The organism is Pseudomonas sp. IT-196MI5 (assembly GCF_949767415.1).
Lineage (GTDB): Bacteria > Pseudomonadota > Gammaproteobacteria > Pseudomonadales > Pseudomonadaceae > Aquipseudomonas.
The window spans coordinates 368,184-383,461 of the sequence record NZ_CATKPZ010000022.1 but is presented as its reverse complement, the minus strand read 5'-3'; the positions used below and the strand labels follow the sequence as shown (position 1 = coordinate 383,461).

The 15,278-nt window shown below is 60.1% G+C and carries 14 protein-coding genes and 1 tRNA gene; 9 read left to right on the top strand and 6 right to left on the bottom strand.

Going from position 1 to position 15,278, the window contains the following annotated elements:
* Window positions 1-79 precede the first annotated feature (79 nt).
* From arcC to ACM6IK_RS16035, 9 genes are all read left to right on the top strand, one after another.
* Window positions 80-1,009 carry a carbamate kinase gene (arcC, locus tag ACM6IK_RS16075; protein ID WP_414875103.1) on the top strand — a complete coding sequence of 310 codons (930 nt, stop codon included), beginning with the start codon at window positions 80-82 and terminating at the stop codon, window positions 1,007-1,009.
* A gap of 63 nt (window positions 1,010-1,072) precedes the next feature.
* Window positions 1,073-1,435 (top strand): DUF5064 family protein, encoded by a 363-nt coding sequence (locus ACM6IK_RS16070; RefSeq protein ID WP_414875102.1) that lies wholly within the window; start codon window positions 1,073-1,075, stop codon window positions 1,433-1,435.
* Between the two features lie 244 nt (window positions 1,436-1,679).
* Entirely contained in the window at window positions 1,680-3,188 is a 1,509-nt protein-coding gene (locus tag ACM6IK_RS16065; protein ID WP_414875101.1) for a sigma-54-dependent transcriptional regulator, read from the top strand.
* A gap of 417 nt (window positions 3,189-3,605) precedes the next feature.
* On the top strand, window positions 3,606-3,989 hold the full coding sequence (gene gcvH, locus ACM6IK_RS16060; RefSeq protein WP_414875100.1) for a glycine cleavage system protein GcvH: 384 nt from the start codon (window positions 3,606-3,608) through the stop codon (window positions 3,987-3,989).
* Between the two features lie 11 nt (window positions 3,990-4,000).
* The gene (gene gcvP, locus ACM6IK_RS16055; RefSeq protein ID WP_414875099.1) at window positions 4,001-6,853 is read left to right on the top strand and encodes an aminomethyl-transferring glycine dehydrogenase; all 2,853 of its coding nucleotides are present in this window, start codon (window positions 4,001-4,003) and stop codon (window positions 6,851-6,853) included.
* Between the two features lie 207 nt (window positions 6,854-7,060).
* Window positions 7,061-8,437, top strand: a complete 1,377-nt coding sequence (locus tag ACM6IK_RS16050; protein ID WP_108215106.1) for an L-serine ammonia-lyase — start codon at window positions 7,061-7,063, stop codon at window positions 8,435-8,437.
* Window positions 8,438-8,473: 36 nt separating this feature from the next.
* Window positions 8,474-9,598 carry a glycine cleavage system aminomethyltransferase GcvT gene (gene gcvT, locus ACM6IK_RS16045; protein ID WP_414875098.1) on the top strand — a complete coding sequence of 375 codons (1,125 nt, stop codon included), beginning with the start codon at window positions 8,474-8,476 and terminating at the stop codon, window positions 9,596-9,598.
* Window positions 9,599-10,001: 403 nt separating this feature from the next.
* Window positions 10,002-10,214, top strand: coding sequence for a cold-shock protein (locus ACM6IK_RS16040; protein ID WP_007931076.1), 213 nt, complete (start codon window positions 10,002-10,004; stop codon window positions 10,212-10,214).
* Window positions 10,215-10,308: 94 nt separating this feature from the next.
* Entirely contained in the window at window positions 10,309-10,797 is a 489-nt protein-coding gene (locus tag ACM6IK_RS16035; protein WP_414875097.1) for an RDD family protein, read from the top strand.
* Between the two features lie 135 nt (window positions 10,798-10,932).
* On the opposite strand, the gene nadA is transcribed toward ACM6IK_RS16035, so the two are convergent.
* The 6 genes from nadA to pal all read right to left on the bottom strand — a co-directional run bounded on the left by nadA (window position 10,933) and on the right by pal (window position 15,252).
* Complete coding sequence (gene nadA / locus ACM6IK_RS16030) at window positions 10,933-11,991, bottom strand: quinolinate synthase NadA (RefSeq protein ID WP_090457444.1); 1,059 nt, start codon at window positions 11,989-11,991, stop codon at window positions 10,933-10,935.
* Between the two features lie 270 nt (window positions 11,992-12,261).
* Window positions 12,262-12,337 (bottom strand) — tRNA-Lys (locus ACM6IK_RS16025).
* Between the two features lie 63 nt (window positions 12,338-12,400).
* Window positions 12,401-13,093: a 7-cyano-7-deazaguanine synthase QueC gene (gene queC / locus ACM6IK_RS16020; RefSeq protein WP_414875096.1), complete on the bottom strand. Its 693-nt coding sequence runs from the start codon at window positions 13,091-13,093 to the stop codon at window positions 12,401-12,403.
* A gap of 1 nt (window position 13,094) precedes the next feature.
* Entirely contained in the window at window positions 13,095-13,742 is a 648-nt protein-coding gene (gene queE, locus ACM6IK_RS16015; RefSeq protein ID WP_007995628.1) for a 7-carboxy-7-deazaguanine synthase QueE, read from the bottom strand.
* Between the two features lie 166 nt (window positions 13,743-13,908).
* A complete protein-coding gene (gene ybgF, locus ACM6IK_RS16010; RefSeq protein ID WP_414875095.1) occupies window positions 13,909-14,748 on the bottom strand; it encodes a tol-pal system protein YbgF in 840 nt (279 codons plus the stop codon).
* A 6-nt stretch (window positions 14,749-14,754) separates the two neighbouring features.
* Window positions 14,755-15,252, bottom strand: coding sequence for a peptidoglycan-associated lipoprotein Pal (gene pal, locus ACM6IK_RS16005; RefSeq protein ID WP_003178634.1), 498 nt, complete (start codon window positions 15,250-15,252; stop codon window positions 14,755-14,757).
* Window positions 15,253-15,278: the final 26 nt, after the last annotated feature.

Below are 15,278 nucleotides of genomic sequence, written 5' to 3'. Positions count from 1 at the left end.
AGCAAGCTCGCTCCCACAGGATCGGGTTCCATCGACAGACCGAGTCGCCTGTTTACTTCTCTTTTAGAAGGACTGCACCATGCGTATCGTCGTTGCTCTGGGCGGTAATGCCCTGCTCCGCCGGGGCGAACCGATGACCGCTGACAACCAGCGCGCCAACATCCGGATCGCCACCGAACAGATCGCCAGGATCCATCCCGGCAACCAACTGGTCATCGCCCACGGCAATGGCCCGCAAGTCGGCCTGCTGTCATTGCAGGCGGCGGCCTACACCTCGGTTTCACCCTATCCGCTGGACGTGCTCGGTGCCGAGACCGAAGGCATGATCGGCTACATCATCGAACAGGAACTGGGCAACCTGCTGGACTTCGAAGTGCCCTTTGCGACCCTGCTGACCCAGGTCGAAGTCGATGCCAATGACCCGGCCTTCAAGAACCCGAGCAAACCCATCGGCCCGGTCTATACCAAGGATGAGGCTGAAGCACTGGCCGCCGAAAAAGGCTGGGCCATTGCCCCGGACGGCGACAAATACCGTCGCGTGGTCGCCAGCCCGAAACCCAAGCGCATCTTCGAAATCCGCCCGATCAAATGGCTGCTGGAAAAAAGCAGCATCGTGATCTGCGCCGGGGGCGGCGGCATTCCGACCATGTATACCTCGCCCGGCAAACTCGAAGGCGTCGAAGCGGTCATCGACAAAGACCTGTGCTCGGCACTGCTGGCCGAACAGCTTGAAGCCGATCTGCTGGTGATCGCCACCGACGTCAACGCCGCGTTCATCGACTTTGGCAAACCCACGCAAAAAGCCATCGCCCAGGCCCACCCCGACGAAATGGAAAAACTCGGCTTCGCCGCCGGCTCCATGGGACCGAAGGTGCAGGCAGCCTGCGAATTCGCGCGCCATACTGGAAAAGTCGCAGTGATCGGCTCGCTCGCGGACATCGAAGCAATTGTCCAGGGCACCGCCGGTACACGCATCAGTACGGCAACACCAGGCATCAGCTATCAATAAACGAAACTGCGGGGCAGGCCTGAGGCCTGTCCTGATTCAAGACATTTTGAAGGAGAGTCAACAATGGCAACGTTCGAGCCGGGTCACCTGCACATCGAGCGACACGCGCTGAACAAGGACGACGTCAGCTACAACATCTACCTCGACTATGAAGTCAGCCTGGACCCCAAGGAAGGCAAAGGGATGCAGTTCAAGATGCACGGCAGCATCCAGGGCAAGGACATGAGCGAGTCGTTCTTCCTGCCCAAGGACATGGCCTACAACTTCGCCAGCAACGTCACCAAGATTGCCGAAAAGTACGGTGTCCCGAAAACCCATAGCAACATTGGTTCGATCCACAAGCACTACGACGCCATGTTCGAAGACGTGCGGGTGCAGTTGAACATGAAATCGGGCGACCCGGTCAAACCCGAGCACCTGGAATGACCCTTCCCACAGCCTGTTGGTGGTGGACTCAGATTCTGTTTACACCACCGATCCCTGTGGGAGCGAGCTTGCTCGCGATGGCGGCCTGTCATCCACCATTGATGTTGACTGACACACTGCCATCGCGAGCAAGCTCGCTCCCACAGGGGTCGTTCGCCATATTGAAGTCCGCGCAAAATTTCACCATTAGCCCGCCCCAAGGCATACTTGCCACCCTTCGCACTGCAGAACCCAAAACCGCCCCATGCGTATCCACGTCAGCTTCATCGACCGCGTCGGTATCACCCAGGAAGTCCTGGCCCTGCTCGGCGGGCGCAATCTGAACCTGGATGCGGTGGAAATGGTCCCGCCCAATGTGTATATCGACGCCCCGACCCTGAGCCCGCAAGTGCTCGAGGAGCTGCGCGATGCCCTGTTCAGCGTGCGCGGCGTGCAAGCGGTGACGGTGGTCGACATCCTGCCCGGCCAACGCCGGCACTTGCAGCTCGACGCCTTGCTGGCCGCCATGACCGACCCGGTGCTGGCACTGGACAGCGACGGCAAGGTGCTGCTGGCCAACCCGGCCTTGATCGCCCTGTACGGCCGCGAACCGAACGGTGAAAGCGTGGCCGAGCTGTTTGCCGACCCGGCCTTGCTCGACGCCCTGCTCGAACAGGGCTTTCGCCTGCCGCTGCGGGAAATCACCGTCAACGGCCAGACCTTGTTGCTCGACGCCACACCGATCACCGATGCCGGCGCCCTGCTGACCCTGTATCAACCCAACCGCATCGGCGAACGCCTTTCCGCGCTGCACCATGACCACGCCGAAGGTTTCGACGCACTGCTCGGCGAGTCCCCGGTGATCCGCACCCTCAAGGCGCGCGCCCAGCGGGTGGCGGCCCTCGATGCACCGCTGTTGATCCAGGGTGAAACCGGCACCGGCAAGGAACTGGTGGCCCGGGCCTGCCACGCCATCAGCGCCCGGTACAGTTCACCGTTTCTGGCGCTGAACTGCGCGGCGTTGCCGGAGAACCTCGCCGAAAGCGAACTGTTCGGCTACGCACCCGGCGCCTTCACCGGCGCGCAGCGGGGCGGTAAGCCAGGACTGATGGAACTGGCCAACCAGGGCACGGTGTTTCTCGATGAAATCGGCGAGATGTCGCCGTACCTGCAGGCCAAATTGCTGCGTTTCCTCAACGACGGCAGCTTTCGCCGGGTCGGCGGTGACCGTGAGGTCAAGGTCAACGTACGGATCCTCAGCGCGACCCACCGCGATCTGGAGAAGATGGTCAGCGAAGGCCTGTTCCGCGAAGACCTGTTCTATCGCCTCAATGTCCTCAACGTTGAGGTCCCGCCGTTGCGTGAGCGCGGCCAGGATATCCTGCTGCTGGCCCGCTACTTCATGCAGCAGGCCTGTGCGCAGATCCAGCGACCGGTCTGTCGTCTGGCACCTGGCACTTACCCGGCGCTGCTGGGCAACCGCTGGCCGGGCAACGTGCGGCAATTGCAGAACGTGATCTTCCGTGCCGCGGCGATCTGCGAAAGCAGCCTGGTGGACATTGGCGACCTCGACATCGCCGGCACCTCGGTGGCCCGCCAGGGCGACCATGACGTCGACAGCCTGGAACAGGCCATGGACGAATTCGAGAAAACCCTGCTGGAAAAACTCTACGCCAGCTATCCCTCGACCCGGCAACTGGCGACCCGCCTGCAAACCTCCCACACCGCGATTGCCCATCGGTTGCGCAAGTATGGGATTCCCAACAAGGTCTGACACTGCACACACCTGTAGGAGCTGGCTTGCCAGCGAAGGCGGTTTTCGCCTCCCATCAGACAAATGTCGTGCGGGATGGCCCATTCGCTGGCAAGCCAGCTCCTACAGGAATGCAGTAGCGCTCAAAAACGACCTCCATCTGTACTGAAAGCGCTACAGCGGAACGATATCGCTACACCCCACTCCGATCACGGCTGCACAAGGCTTTGATCCACCTCGGCTTTTATCCTTGACATACGCCGTATCGATTTCGCTACAACGTGCGAATTTCAGCGCTTGTCGAAACAACCTAAATCATTGATCAATAACAATAAAAACAACGTTGGCCGCGTTCTTGCTATGTACTCCTCATAACCCGGGCATCGCCCAAGCATTCAATCACGTCCACCAGACGAGTCTGGCCCCTTAGGAGTTTCCATGAGCGAGTTGCGTTTTACTGAAGATCACGAATGGCTGCGCACCGAAGCTGACGGCAGCGTCACGGTCGGCATCACCGCTTTCGCACAGAACGCCTTGGGCGACGTGGTTTTCGTTCAACTGCCTGAGCTGCAGTCCTACGACAAAGGCGCCGAAGCCGCCACCGTGGAATCGGTAAAGGCTGCCAGCGGCGTGTACATGCCGCTGGACGGCGAAGTGCTGGAAGTGAACCCGGCGCTGGACAGCAGCCCTGAGCTGGTCAACGAAGATCCGCTGGGCGAAGGCTGGTTCTTCCGCTTCAAACCTGCCAACACCGCCGCTGTCGGCCAACTGCTGGATCAGGACGCCTACGACCGCCTGATCAAAGCCGAAGCCGAAGCCTGAGGAGCGCTGACATGACTCAAGTAAAACTGACCACCGCCAACGAATTCATCGCCCGTCACATCGGCCCGCGCGCCGGTGACGAGCAAGCCATGCTCAACAGCCTCGGCTTCGACTCCCTGGAAGCCCTGAGCGCCAGCGTGATTCCCGACAGCATCAAGGGCACCAGCGTCCTCGGTCTGGAAGACGGCCTGAGCGAAGCCGATGCCCTGGCCCTGATCAAGTCCATCGCGACTAAAAACCAGCTGTTCAAGACCTTCATCGGCCAGGGTTACTACGGCACCCACACGCCGTCGCCAATCCTGCGCAACCTGCTGGAAAACCCGGCCTGGTACACCGCCTACACCCCGTACCAGCCAGAAATTTCCCAGGGTCGTCTCGAAGCGCTGCTGAACTTCCAGACCCTGATCAGCGACCTCACCGGCCTGCCGATCGCCAACGCCTCGCTGCTCGACGAAGCCACCGCCGCTGCCGAAGCCATGACCTTCTGCAAACGCCTGAGCAAGAACAAGGGCAGCCACGCCTTCTTCGCCTCCGTGCATTGCCACCCGCAGACCCTCGACGTGCTGCGCACCCGTGCCGAGCCTTTGGGCATCGACGTGGTGGTTGGCGACGAACGCGAACTGACTGACGTGACGCCGTTCTTCGGCGCGCTACTGCAATATCCGGCAAGCAACGGTGACGTGTTCGATTACCGCGAACTGACCGAACGCTTCCACGCCGCCAACGCCCTCGTTGCCGTGGCTGCCGACCTGCTGGCCCTGACCGTGCTGACCGCACCGGGCGAATTCGGCGCCGACGTGGCCATCGGCAGTGCACAACGCTTCGGCGTGCCGCTGGGCTTCGGTGGCCCGCACGCGGCGTACTTCTCCACCAAGGACGCATACAAGCGTGACATGCCGGGCCGTCTGGTCGGTGTTTCCGTAGACCGCTTCGGTAACCCGGCCCTGCGCCTGGCCATGCAGACCCGCGAGCAACACATCCGTCGCGAGAAAGCCACCAGCAACATCTGCACCGCGCAAGTACTGCTGGCCAACATCGCCAGCATGTATGCCGTGTACCACGGTCCGAAAGGCCTGACGCAGATCGCCAATCGCATCCATCACCTGACTGCAATCCTGGCCAAAGGCTTGAGCGCATTGGGTCTGAACGTCGAGCAAGCGAGCTTCTTCGACACCCTGACCGTGAAGACCGGCGTTCAAACCGCGGCCCTGCACGACAAGGCGCACGCCCAGCGCATCAACCTGCGCGTGGTCGATGGCGAGCGCCTGGGCCTGTCCCTGGACGAAACCACCACTCAGGCCGACGTTGAAACCCTGTGGGTCCTGCTGTCCGACGGCAAGGCCCTGCCGGACTTCGCCGCCCTCGCCGCCTCGGTGCAGAGCGCCATTCCGGCCGCGCTGGTGCGTCAGTCGCCGATCCTCAGCCACCCGGTGTTCAACCGCTATCACTCGGAAACCGAGCTGATGCGTTACCTGCGTAAACTGGCGGACAAGGACCTGGCGCTGGACCGCACCATGATCCCGCTGGGTTCGTGCACCATGAAACTCAACGCTGCCAGCGAAATGATCCCGGTGACCTGGGCCGAGTTCGGTGCCCTGCACCCGTTCGCCCCGGCCGAGCAAAGCGCCGGCTACCAGCAACTGACCGACGAACTGGAAGCGATGCTCTGCGCCGCCACCGGTTATGACTCGGTTTCGCTGCAACCGAACGCCGGTTCCCAGGGTGAGTACGCAGGTCTCTTGGCGATCCGTGCCTACCACCAGAGCCGTGGCGAAGACCGTCGCGACATCTGCCTGATTCCGTCGTCCGCCCACGGCACCAACCCGGCCACCGCCAACATGGCCGGCATGCGCGTGGTCGTGACCGCGTGCGATGCCCGCGGCAACGTCGACATCGAAGACCTGCGCGCCAAGGCCATCGAGCACCGCGAACACCTCGCCGCGCTGATGATCACCTACCCGTCGACCCACGGCGTGTTCGAAGAAGGCATCCGCGAAATCTGTGGCATCGTTCATGACAACGGCGGCCAGGTGTACATCGACGGCGCCAACATGAACGCCATGGTCGGCCTCTGCGCGCCGGGCAAGTTCGGCGGCGACGTGTCGCACCTGAACCTGCACAAGACCTTCTGCATCCCCCACGGTGGTGGCGGCCCGGGCGTCGGCCCGATCGGTGTGAAATCGCACCTGGCACCATTCCTGCCGGGCCACGCACAGATGGAGCGCAAGGAGGGCGCCGTTTGCGCGGCACCGTTCGGCAGCGCGAGCATCCTGCCGATCACCTGGATGTACATTCGCATGATGGGTGGCGCGGGTCTCAAGCGTGCATCACAGCTGGCGATCCTCAATGCCAACTACATCTCCCGTCGCCTCGAAGAGCACTATCCAGTGCTGTACACCGGCAGCAACGGTCTGGTGGCGCACGAGTGCATCCTTGATCTGCGCCCACTGAAAGACAGCAGCGGCATCAGCGTCGATGACGTCGCCAAGCGCCTGATCGACTTCGGCTTCCACGCGCCGACCATGTCGTTCCCGGTGGCCGGCACGTTGATGATCGAGCCGACCGAAAGCGAATCCAAAGAAGAACTGGATCGTTTCTGCGATGCAATGATCCGCATCCGCGAAGAAATCCGCGCGGTGGAAAACGGCACCCTGGACAAGGACGACAACCCGCTGAAAAACGCGCCGCACACCGCCAAGGAGCTGGTCGGCGAGTGGTCGCACCCATACAGCCGCGAACAAGCGGTGTACCCGGTTGCGTCGCTGATCGAAGGCAAGTACTGGCCACCGGTCGGTCGTGTCGACAACGTGTTTGGCGACCGCAACCTGGTCTGCGCCTGCCCGTCGATCGAAAGCTACGCTTAAACGAAAGAGGGGGGCGGTAGATCCCGCCCCCTTTTTCGCAAGAACACCACAGTCCTCTGTGGGAGCGAGCTTGCTCGCGATAGCGGTCTTTCAGTCGACATCCATGGTGAATGTCAGTCCGTCATCGCGAGCAAGCTCGCTCCCACAGTGAATTGCGCCAACCACCCGAGTCGGTGAATTCCTATAACAAGAAACCGGAGAACCATCATGTCGTTAAGCGTGTTCGACCTGTTCAAGATTGGCATCGGCCCCTCCAGCTCTCACACCGTCGGCCCGATGCGCGCCGCTGCGCGTTTCGTCGAAGGCCTGCGCCGTGAAGGGCTGCTGCCGGCCACCACCTGCGTCAAAGTCGAGCTCTACGGCTCGCTCGGTGCCACCGGCAAAGGCCACGGCAGTGACAAGGCTGTGCTGCTGGGCCTGGAAGGCGAGCACCCGGACACCGTGGATACGGAAACCGTCGCCGCGCGCCTGCAAGAAATCCGCAGCAACGGACGCTTGAACCTGCTCGGTGAACACAGCATTGCGTTCAACGAGAAAGAACACCTGGCGATGATTCGCAAACCGTTGGCCTATCACCCCAACGGCATGATTTTCCGCGCCTTCGACGCAGCGGGCCTGCAGATCCGCAGCCGCGAGTACTACTCGGTCGGCGGCGGTTTTGTGGTCGATGAGGACGCCGCCGGCGCCGACCGCATCGTCGAAGACGCCACGCCCCTGACCTTTCCGTTCAAAAGCGCCAAGGATCTTCTCGGTCATTGCGTCAAATACGGGCTGTCCATCAGCCAGGTAATGCTGACCAACGAAAGCGCCTGGCGTCCGGAAGCGGAAACCCGCGCCGGCCTGCTGAAAATCTGGCAAGTGATGCAGGACTGCGTCGCCGCCGGGTGCCGCAATGAAGGCATCCTGCCTGGCGGACTGAAGGTCAAGCGCCGGGCCGCCGCGCTGCATCGGCAATTGTGCAAGAACCCGGAATCGTCTTTGCGCGACCCACTGTCGGTGCTCGACTGGGTCAATCTCTACGCGCTGGCGGTCAACGAGGAGAACGCCAACGGCGGGCGCGTCGTGACCGCGCCCACCAACGGTGCGGCAGGGATCATTCCAGCGGTGTTGCACTACTACATGCGCTTTATCCCGGGCTCCAATGACGACGGCGTGGTGCGTTTTCTGCTCACGGCCGCAGCCATCGGCATTCTGTACAAGGAAAACGCCTCGATCTCCGGCGCCGAAGTCGGTTGCCAGGGCGAAGTCGGCGTCGCCTGCTCGATGGCCGCCGGCGCCTTGTGCGAAGTGCTTGGCGGCACCGTGCAACAAGTGGAGAACGCCGCGGAAATCGGCATGGAACACAACCTCGGGCTGACCTGCGACCCGATTGGCGGGTTGGTGCAAGTGCCTTGCATCGAACGCAACGCCATGGGCTCGGTCAAGGCCATCAACGCCGTGCGCATGGCCATGCGCGGTGACGGACAACACTTCGTCTCCCTCGACAAGGTCATCCGTACCATGCGCCAGACCGGCGCCGACATGAAAAGCAAATACAAGGAAACCGCCCGTGGCGGTTTGGCGGTCAACATTATCGAGTGCTGATGCGCGCTCATCTGCACCCTTCTTCAGGAGCTGAATATGTCCACCGAACAACTGTTGAAAACCCCGTTGCACGCACTGCACATCGAACTCGGCGCGCGCATGGTGCCATTTGCCGGCTATGACATGCCGGTGCAATACCCGCTGGGCGTGATGAAAGAACACCAGCACACCCGCGACCAGGCCGGGCTGTTCGATGTCTCGCACATGGGCCAGATCCGCCTGACTGGCGCCAATGCCGCCAAGGCCCTGGAAACCCTGGTGCCGGTGGACATCATCGACCTGCCGGTGGGCATGCAGCGCTATGCCATGTTCACCAATGCGACCGGTGGCATCCTCGACGACCTGATGGTCGCCAATCTGGGTAACGACGAACTGTTCCTGGTGGTCAACGCCGCGTGCAAGGATCAGGACCTGGCACACCTGCGCCAGCACATTGGCGACCAGTGCACGATCGAGCCGCTGTTCGAAGAACGCGCCCTGCTCGCCCTGCAAGGCCCGGCCGCCGTGACCGTGCTGGCACGCCTGGCGCCTACAGTTGCGAAGATGACCTTCATGCAGTTCGCCCGCGTGAAGCTGCTGGGCGTGGACTGCTTTGTCAGCCGCTCGGGTTACACCGGTGAAGACGGTTTCGAAATTTCCGTACCCGCCGCCAACGCCGAAGCCCTGGCTCGCGCCCTGCTGGCCGAACCGGAAGTGGCCGCCATCGGTCTTGGCGCCCGCGATTCCCTGCGCCTGGAAGCCGGCCTGTGCCTGTACGGCCACGACATGAACACCGACACCACCCCGATCGAAGCAAGCCTGCTGTGGGCGATCTCCAAGCCACGTCGCGCCGATGGCGCACGGGCCGGCGGCTTCCCTGGCGCCGATACCGTATTCACCCAGCAACAGGCCGGCGTGAACCGCAAACGTGTAGGTCTGCTACCACAGGAACGTACACCCGTGCGTGAAGGTGCCGAGATCGTCAACGAAGCCGGCGATATCATCGGCAGCGTCTGCAGCGGTGGTTTCGGGCCAACCCTGGGCGGTCCGCTGGCCATGGGCTATGTCGACAGCGCCTACATCGCACTGGACACACCGGTTTGGGCGATCGTTCGTGGGAAAAAGGTGCCTTTGCTTGTAAGCAAAATGCCATTTGTTCCACAACGCTACTATCGCGGCTGATTGAATGTTCCTATAAGTAACGCGGTTGCGTTAACAGCGCACTAATGTGTAACGCAACCGCCATAAAATAGTGCGTTGTTTGGCTCTAAGCTTCGATTATGAATTTTGCTTATAACGATCGAAAACAATTGAATAACGCTAGCGTACAAGGCCCCACTAGTGGACTGACTAAATGCCATCAACCCGAGGAAATACGGGCCTTCACGGGGCTTGTTTTTTCTCCCGTAGTTGGCGTAGAGTTTGTTCACTGTGTTTGCATGGGTCGCTTGGAATCGTGACCTGGGCAGTAGCCTACAAGTTAGCTACATCCCGTTCGACGTCTTCTTACTCTCCTGCAACCAGCCCCAGTACTCTTTCATAAGAAGGAGACTGTCATTAATTTTTGCGTCAAAGGAAATAAGAAATGTCCCAACGTCAGAGCGGTACCGTCAAGTGGTTTAACGACGAGAAAGGTTTTGGTTTTATCACTCCTGAAAGCGGTCCGGATCTGTTCGTGCATTTCCGCGCCATCCAGGGCAACGGCTTCAAGAGCCTGAAAGAAGGCCAGAAAGTGACCTTCATCGCCGTACAGGGTCAGAAAGGCATGCAGGCTGACGAAGTACAAGCGGAAGGTTAATCTTCTGTAACGAAAAAGCCCCTGATGCTGACATCAGGGGCTTTTTTGTGCGCGCAAATCCGTAAAATGGCTTCTTTTTCGCCGAGAACCTGCCATGTCGAAACACCTGCTTACTCCCCAGGGCGACTTTCCTGCCGCCGGCCTGGGTCGTCGCCTGGCAGCCATGTTCTATGATTTCTTGCTGTGTACTGCCCTGCTGATCGTCACCAGCGGCATCTACAAGATGATCCAGATGGCGCTCATCGGCGAAGAAAAGATGCGCACCCTGACCGAAGCGGGCGCGCTGGACGGCGATCCCCTGCTCTCCACAGTGCTGCTGTTCGTGCTGTTCGGCTTCTTCGCCAAATTCTGGACCTGGTCCGGTCAGACCCTCGGCATGCAAGTCTGGTGCATCCGCCTGCAGAACGCCGATGGCTCATCCATCAGCCTGTGGCAGGCGCTGCTGCGCTTTGTGGTGTCGATTGCCTCGCTGCTTTGCGTTGGCCTGGGATTCTTCTGGTCGCTGTTCGACAAGCAGAAACGCAGCTGGCATGACATGTATTCGAACACCCAGCTTGTGCGCATTCCCAAGAAAACCAAGTAATTGAACTGAGCGAAAACCACTGTGGGAGCGAGCTTGCTCGCGATGGCGGCCTGACAGCAGACATTAGTGTCAACTGACACGCCCTCATCGCGAGCAAGCTCGCTCCCACAGTTTTTACGACTTACCTGACAGATCTCAGGCGTTACCGGCCAGCTTCATCCGCGCCGCCTGGGTGAAATCGAGCATGCGCTTGAGCGGCCGGATCGCCTGCGGAATCAGCGCCGGGTCGACAAAGATTTCGTTCGCCCCTTCCTTCAACGCCTTGAGCGTGCGCTCAAGGGTGTTCATGGCCATCCACGGGCAATGCGCACAACTGCGGCACGCCGCGCCGTTACCTGCCGTCGGGGCTTCGATAAAGACCTTGTCCGGGCACAGCTGCTGCATCTTGTAGAAGATGCCGCGGTCGGTCGCCACGATCAGCGTCTTGTTCGGCAGGCTCTGTGCCGCCGCGATCAACTGACTGGTGGAACCCACGGCGTCCGCCAGTTCGATCACCGATGTCGGTGACTCCGGGTGCACCAGGATCGCAGCATCCGGGTACAGCGCCTTCATGTCTTCAAGCTGCTTGGACTTGAACTCTTCGTGAACGATGCAGGCACCGTCCCACAGCAGCATGTCGGCACCGGTCTGGCGCTGGATGTAGGTCCCCAGGTGCTTGTCCGGGCCCCAGATGATGGTCTCGCCGTTGTCCATCAGGCTTTCGACGATTTCCAGCGCACAGCTTGAAGTCACCACCCAATCCGCTCGGGCCTTTACCGCAGCCGACGTGTTGGCGTACACCACCACCGTGCGCTCCGGATGTTGATCGCAGAACGCGGAAAATTCGTCCACCGGGCAACCCAGGTCGAGCGAACAGGTCGCTTCGAGCGTCGGCATCAGCACGCGTTTTTCCGGGTTGAGGATCTTGGCGGTCTCACCCATGAACTTCACACCGGCGACGACCACAGTCTTGGCCGGATGGGCGTTGCCGAAACGAGCCATCTCCAGCGAGTCGGAGACACAACCGCCCGTCTCCTCGGCCAGCGCCTGAATCACAGGGTCACAATAGAAATGGGCCACCAGCACCGCGTCCTGAGCCTTGAGCTCGGCAGCGATGGCAGCACGGTAATAAGCCTCTTCATCGGCGGTCAGCGGCTTGGGCCGTTTGGCGTCGAGGTGGGCTTGAACCAGAAGGCGTTCGGAAATTTGCGTCATGTTCGCAAGACCTGCAGGCGCATTTGCGCGAAAGTCGAGTATACACCCGGCTCCGGACCCATCGGGGTACCGCCGGGAAAGTGAGTATTGATCAGGCACGGACAGCGTTGAAGCTGCGCAAGGCTACAGAATATCGGAAGGATGCAAAAGGTGATTCTGACCTGCGTCATGCGCAGTAGCCCGTAGCGAAGCGGACTTGAATCGCGGGCAAAAAAAAACCCGGAAATCCTCACTTGCGTGGGCCTTCCGGATTTTCTAAACCGCCAAAAATGGTGGGTCGTGTGGGATTCGAACCTACGACCAATTGGTTAAAAGCCAACTGCTCTACCAACTGAGCTAACGACCCGCTGTGTGGTGGCGCGTATAATACTGATTTTTAAGGACTATTCAACACCTATTTTGAAATAAATCAAAAATAAGGGGTTGGATCGCTGATTCCGGCTGCCGCAAAGCCTTCTGCACGCAGTCGGCAGCTGTCGCACTTGCCGCACGCACGACCGTTATCGTCGGCCTGATAGCAGGAAACAGTCAGCCCGTAGTTCACGCCAAGCTTCACGCCCGCCTGGACGATCTGCGCCTTGCTGAGGTTTTGCAGCGGTGCCTGAATGCGGAAGCCATTGCCTTCCACGCCGGCTTTGGTCGCCAGATTGGCCATGCGCTCGAACGACTCGATGAACTCGGGACGGCAGTCCGGGTAACCCGAGTAGTCCACCGCGTTGACGCCAATAAAGATGTCGCGTGCGCCGAGTACTTCAGCCCAGCCCAGGGCCAGGGACAGGAACACCGTGTTACGCGCTGGCACGTAAGTCACGGGAATACCCTCTCCCAACTCTTCCGGAATATCGATGCTGCTGTCGGTCAGCGCCGAGCCGCCTATTCCGTTCAGGTTCAGACCGATCACCTTGTGCTCGACCACCCCCAGGTCCCGCGCCACACGCTCGGCGGCGTACAGTTCGGCGTGAGAGCGCTGACCGTAGTCGAAGCTCATGGTGTAGCAGCTGTAGCCTTCGGCGCGCGCCATGGCCACGACGGTCGCCGAGTCCAGGCCGCCGGAGAGCAGGATGACCGCACGTTTTTCAGCAGTATTGAGTTGTTCAGTCATTTCAGCGCCCCGGCTCGTCATTCCATAGATATTTATGCAGCTGCAATTGCAAACGCACTGGCAGATTGTCCGCCACCACCCAGTCCGCCAGGTCCCGGGCATTGAGATCATGGTGACTTGGCGAGAACAGGACTTCGCCGGCACGCTGATCCAGACCGTACTGGATCAGCTTGGAAACGGACCAGTCATAGTCCTCCCGCGAGCAGATGACAAACTTCACCTGATCGTTGGGCGTGAGCAGCTCAATGTTTTCATAGCGGTTACGGTGCGCTTCCTTCGAACCCGGGGTTTTCAGGTCGACAACGCGACTGACCCGGGAATCTACTGCCGAGATATCAATAGAACCACTGGTTTCCAGTGACACTTCGTAACCGGCGTCACACAGGCGCTTGAGCAAGGGAATGGCGTTGGGTTGCGCCAGGGGCTCGCCGCCCGTGACACAGACATATCGCGGACGAAAACCGGCGACCTGCTCGAGAATATCGTCGAGGGTGCGGATGGTCCCACCGGTGAACGCGTAGGCGCTGTCGCAGTATTGGCAACGCAACGGACAACCGGTCAGGCGCACAAAAACAGTGGGCAGCCCGGCAGTCCGAGTTTCACCCTGCAACGAGTAGAAAACTTCGGTGATTCTCAATGTGTCTTGCATAGTCGCCACGGGCGTAACAGCTAAACAGGCTGTCCGCCTCCGTCAGGCACTTCAAGGAACCCCGGCAATGCGCAGATCCCAAAAAGCGTGTTTCAGAAAAAGGGGGTGAATTCTAACGAAAAAACCCGCGACAAGCGCGGGTTTCTTCAAAACAGGTCAAGCACGCTTACATTTTCTGCAGATCGCGCTGGGCCAGTTGAGCGGCGGAAGTGCCCGGATATTGGGACACAACCTGCTGCAGAATACCTTTGACCCGGTCGGTATGACCCAGGCGGCGCTCCACATCAGCAAGCTTGTATAGCGAATCAGGCACTTTGGCGTGCTTCGGATACAACTGCGAAACCTTGGCAAATGCCTGACCTGCACCTTGCAGATCGCCTTTGGCCAGGTTTACTTCGCCCAACCAGTACTGGGCATTGCCCGCGTATTGGCTATTCGGGTATTTGCGCAGGAATGCTGCGAAAGCCTGGCTGGCCTTGTCGAAATCCTTGGCCTTGATCAGGTCGAAGGCAGCATCGTAATAGAGCTTTTCCTTCGCCGGATCTGCCGGTTCGCTACCTGCGGCGGGTGCTTGAGCAGCGGCTGCGCCAGCTGCCGCACCTGCGGCTGCGCCGGGGGCATTCAAATCACCACCGGTGGAAGAATTTTGAGGAGTCGCGGCTGGTGCAACGCCGGTTCCTATACGCCGATCAAGATCCTGGTATCGCTCCAGGTTTTCCTGCTTCATGCGCGCTACATCATTTTGCAGTTCTTCGATCACACCCTGTTGGCGCGAGATCTGTTCCTGCATTTGTTGCAGTTGGTTGAACAGCTGACCCTGTGCCGAGACAGGAGTCGAAACCCCTCCCCCGGCATAGGCGCCGTTCGTACCGTAACCCGCAGGCGGATAACTGCTCCCGCTATTGTTATAGCCGGAGTTGTCCTCGACCACAGGAACCGCAGCCCACACCACAAACGGTGCGAGGCTGAGAGCCAAAACAGTTACAGCACGACGGCACGTTCGCATGACGAATTACTTACGCAGTTCGACGCGACGGTTTTGAGCCCAGGACTGCTCGTCGTTGCCGGTAGCAACTGGACGCTCTTCGCCGTAGGAAACCAGTTCCAGCTGAGCTGGGGAAACGCCTTGCAGTACCAGGTAGCGCTGAACGGCTTTCGCACGACGCTCGCCCAGTGCCATGTTGTACTCACGAGTACCACGTTCGTCGGTGTTGCCTTCCAGAACAACGCGAGCGCCGTTTGCTTTCAGGTCTTTGGCGTGAACGTCCAGAGCGCGCATGGCTTCTGGCTTCAGGTCCGAGCTATCGTATTCGAAGTAGAAAGTGGTGATAGCGCGCAGGGCAGCTTCTTCGCTCAGGGAGCCGTCAACTGCACCAGTGTTTGCGCCGTAACCAGCGTTTGGATCTACCGCGCCTTCACCGGCATTGTCGCCGCCTTTGGACGAGCAACCTACAGCTACAGCCATGGCCAGTGCCAGCGCAGCAAATTTACCAAACTTCAGCATTTCCATCGTGAAACTCCTAATGAACCCCAGTG

What these genes read in the sequence shown, in the direction of transcription:
- arcC (WP_414875103.1), top strand. Translation starts at nt 80, where the DNA reads ATGCGTATCGTCGTTGCTCTGGGCGGTAATGCCCTGCTCCGCCGGGGC.
- ACM6IK_RS16070 (WP_414875102.1), top strand. Translation starts at nt 1,073, where the DNA reads ATGGCAACGTTCGAGCCGGGTCACCTGCACATCGAGCGACACGCGCTG.
- ACM6IK_RS16065 (WP_414875101.1), top strand. Translation starts at nt 1,680, where the DNA reads ATGCGTATCCACGTCAGCTTCATCGACCGCGTCGGTATCACCCAGGAA.
- gcvH (WP_414875100.1), top strand. Translation starts at nt 3,606, where the DNA reads ATGAGCGAGTTGCGTTTTACTGAAGATCACGAATGGCTGCGCACCGAA.
- gcvP (WP_414875099.1), top strand. Translation starts at nt 4,001, where the DNA reads ATGACTCAAGTAAAACTGACCACCGCCAACGAATTCATCGCCCGTCAC.
- ACM6IK_RS16050 (WP_108215106.1), top strand. Translation starts at nt 7,061, where the DNA reads ATGTCGTTAAGCGTGTTCGACCTGTTCAAGATTGGCATCGGCCCCTCC.
- gcvT (WP_414875098.1), top strand. Translation starts at nt 8,474, where the DNA reads ATGTCCACCGAACAACTGTTGAAAACCCCGTTGCACGCACTGCACATC.
- ACM6IK_RS16040 (WP_007931076.1), top strand. Translation starts at nt 10,002, where the DNA reads ATGTCCCAACGTCAGAGCGGTACCGTCAAGTGGTTTAACGACGAGAAA.
- ACM6IK_RS16035 (WP_414875097.1), top strand. Translation starts at nt 10,309, where the DNA reads ATGTCGAAACACCTGCTTACTCCCCAGGGCGACTTTCCTGCCGCCGGC.
- nadA (WP_090457444.1), bottom strand. Translation starts at nt 11,991, where the DNA reads ATGACGCAAATTTCCGAACGCCTTCTGGTTCAAGCCCACCTCGACGCC.
- queC (WP_414875096.1), bottom strand. Translation starts at nt 13,093, where the DNA reads ATGACTGAACAACTCAATACTGCTGAAAAACGTGCGGTCATCCTGCTC.
- queE (WP_007995628.1), bottom strand. Translation starts at nt 13,742, where the DNA reads ATGCAAGACACATTGAGAATCACCGAAGTTTTCTACTCGTTGCAGGGT.
- ybgF (WP_414875095.1), bottom strand. Translation starts at nt 14,748, where the DNA reads ATGCGAACGTGCCGTCGTGCTGTAACTGTTTTGGCTCTCAGCCTCGCA.
- pal (WP_003178634.1), bottom strand. Translation starts at nt 15,252, where the DNA reads ATGGAAATGCTGAAGTTTGGTAAATTTGCTGCGCTGGCACTGGCCATG.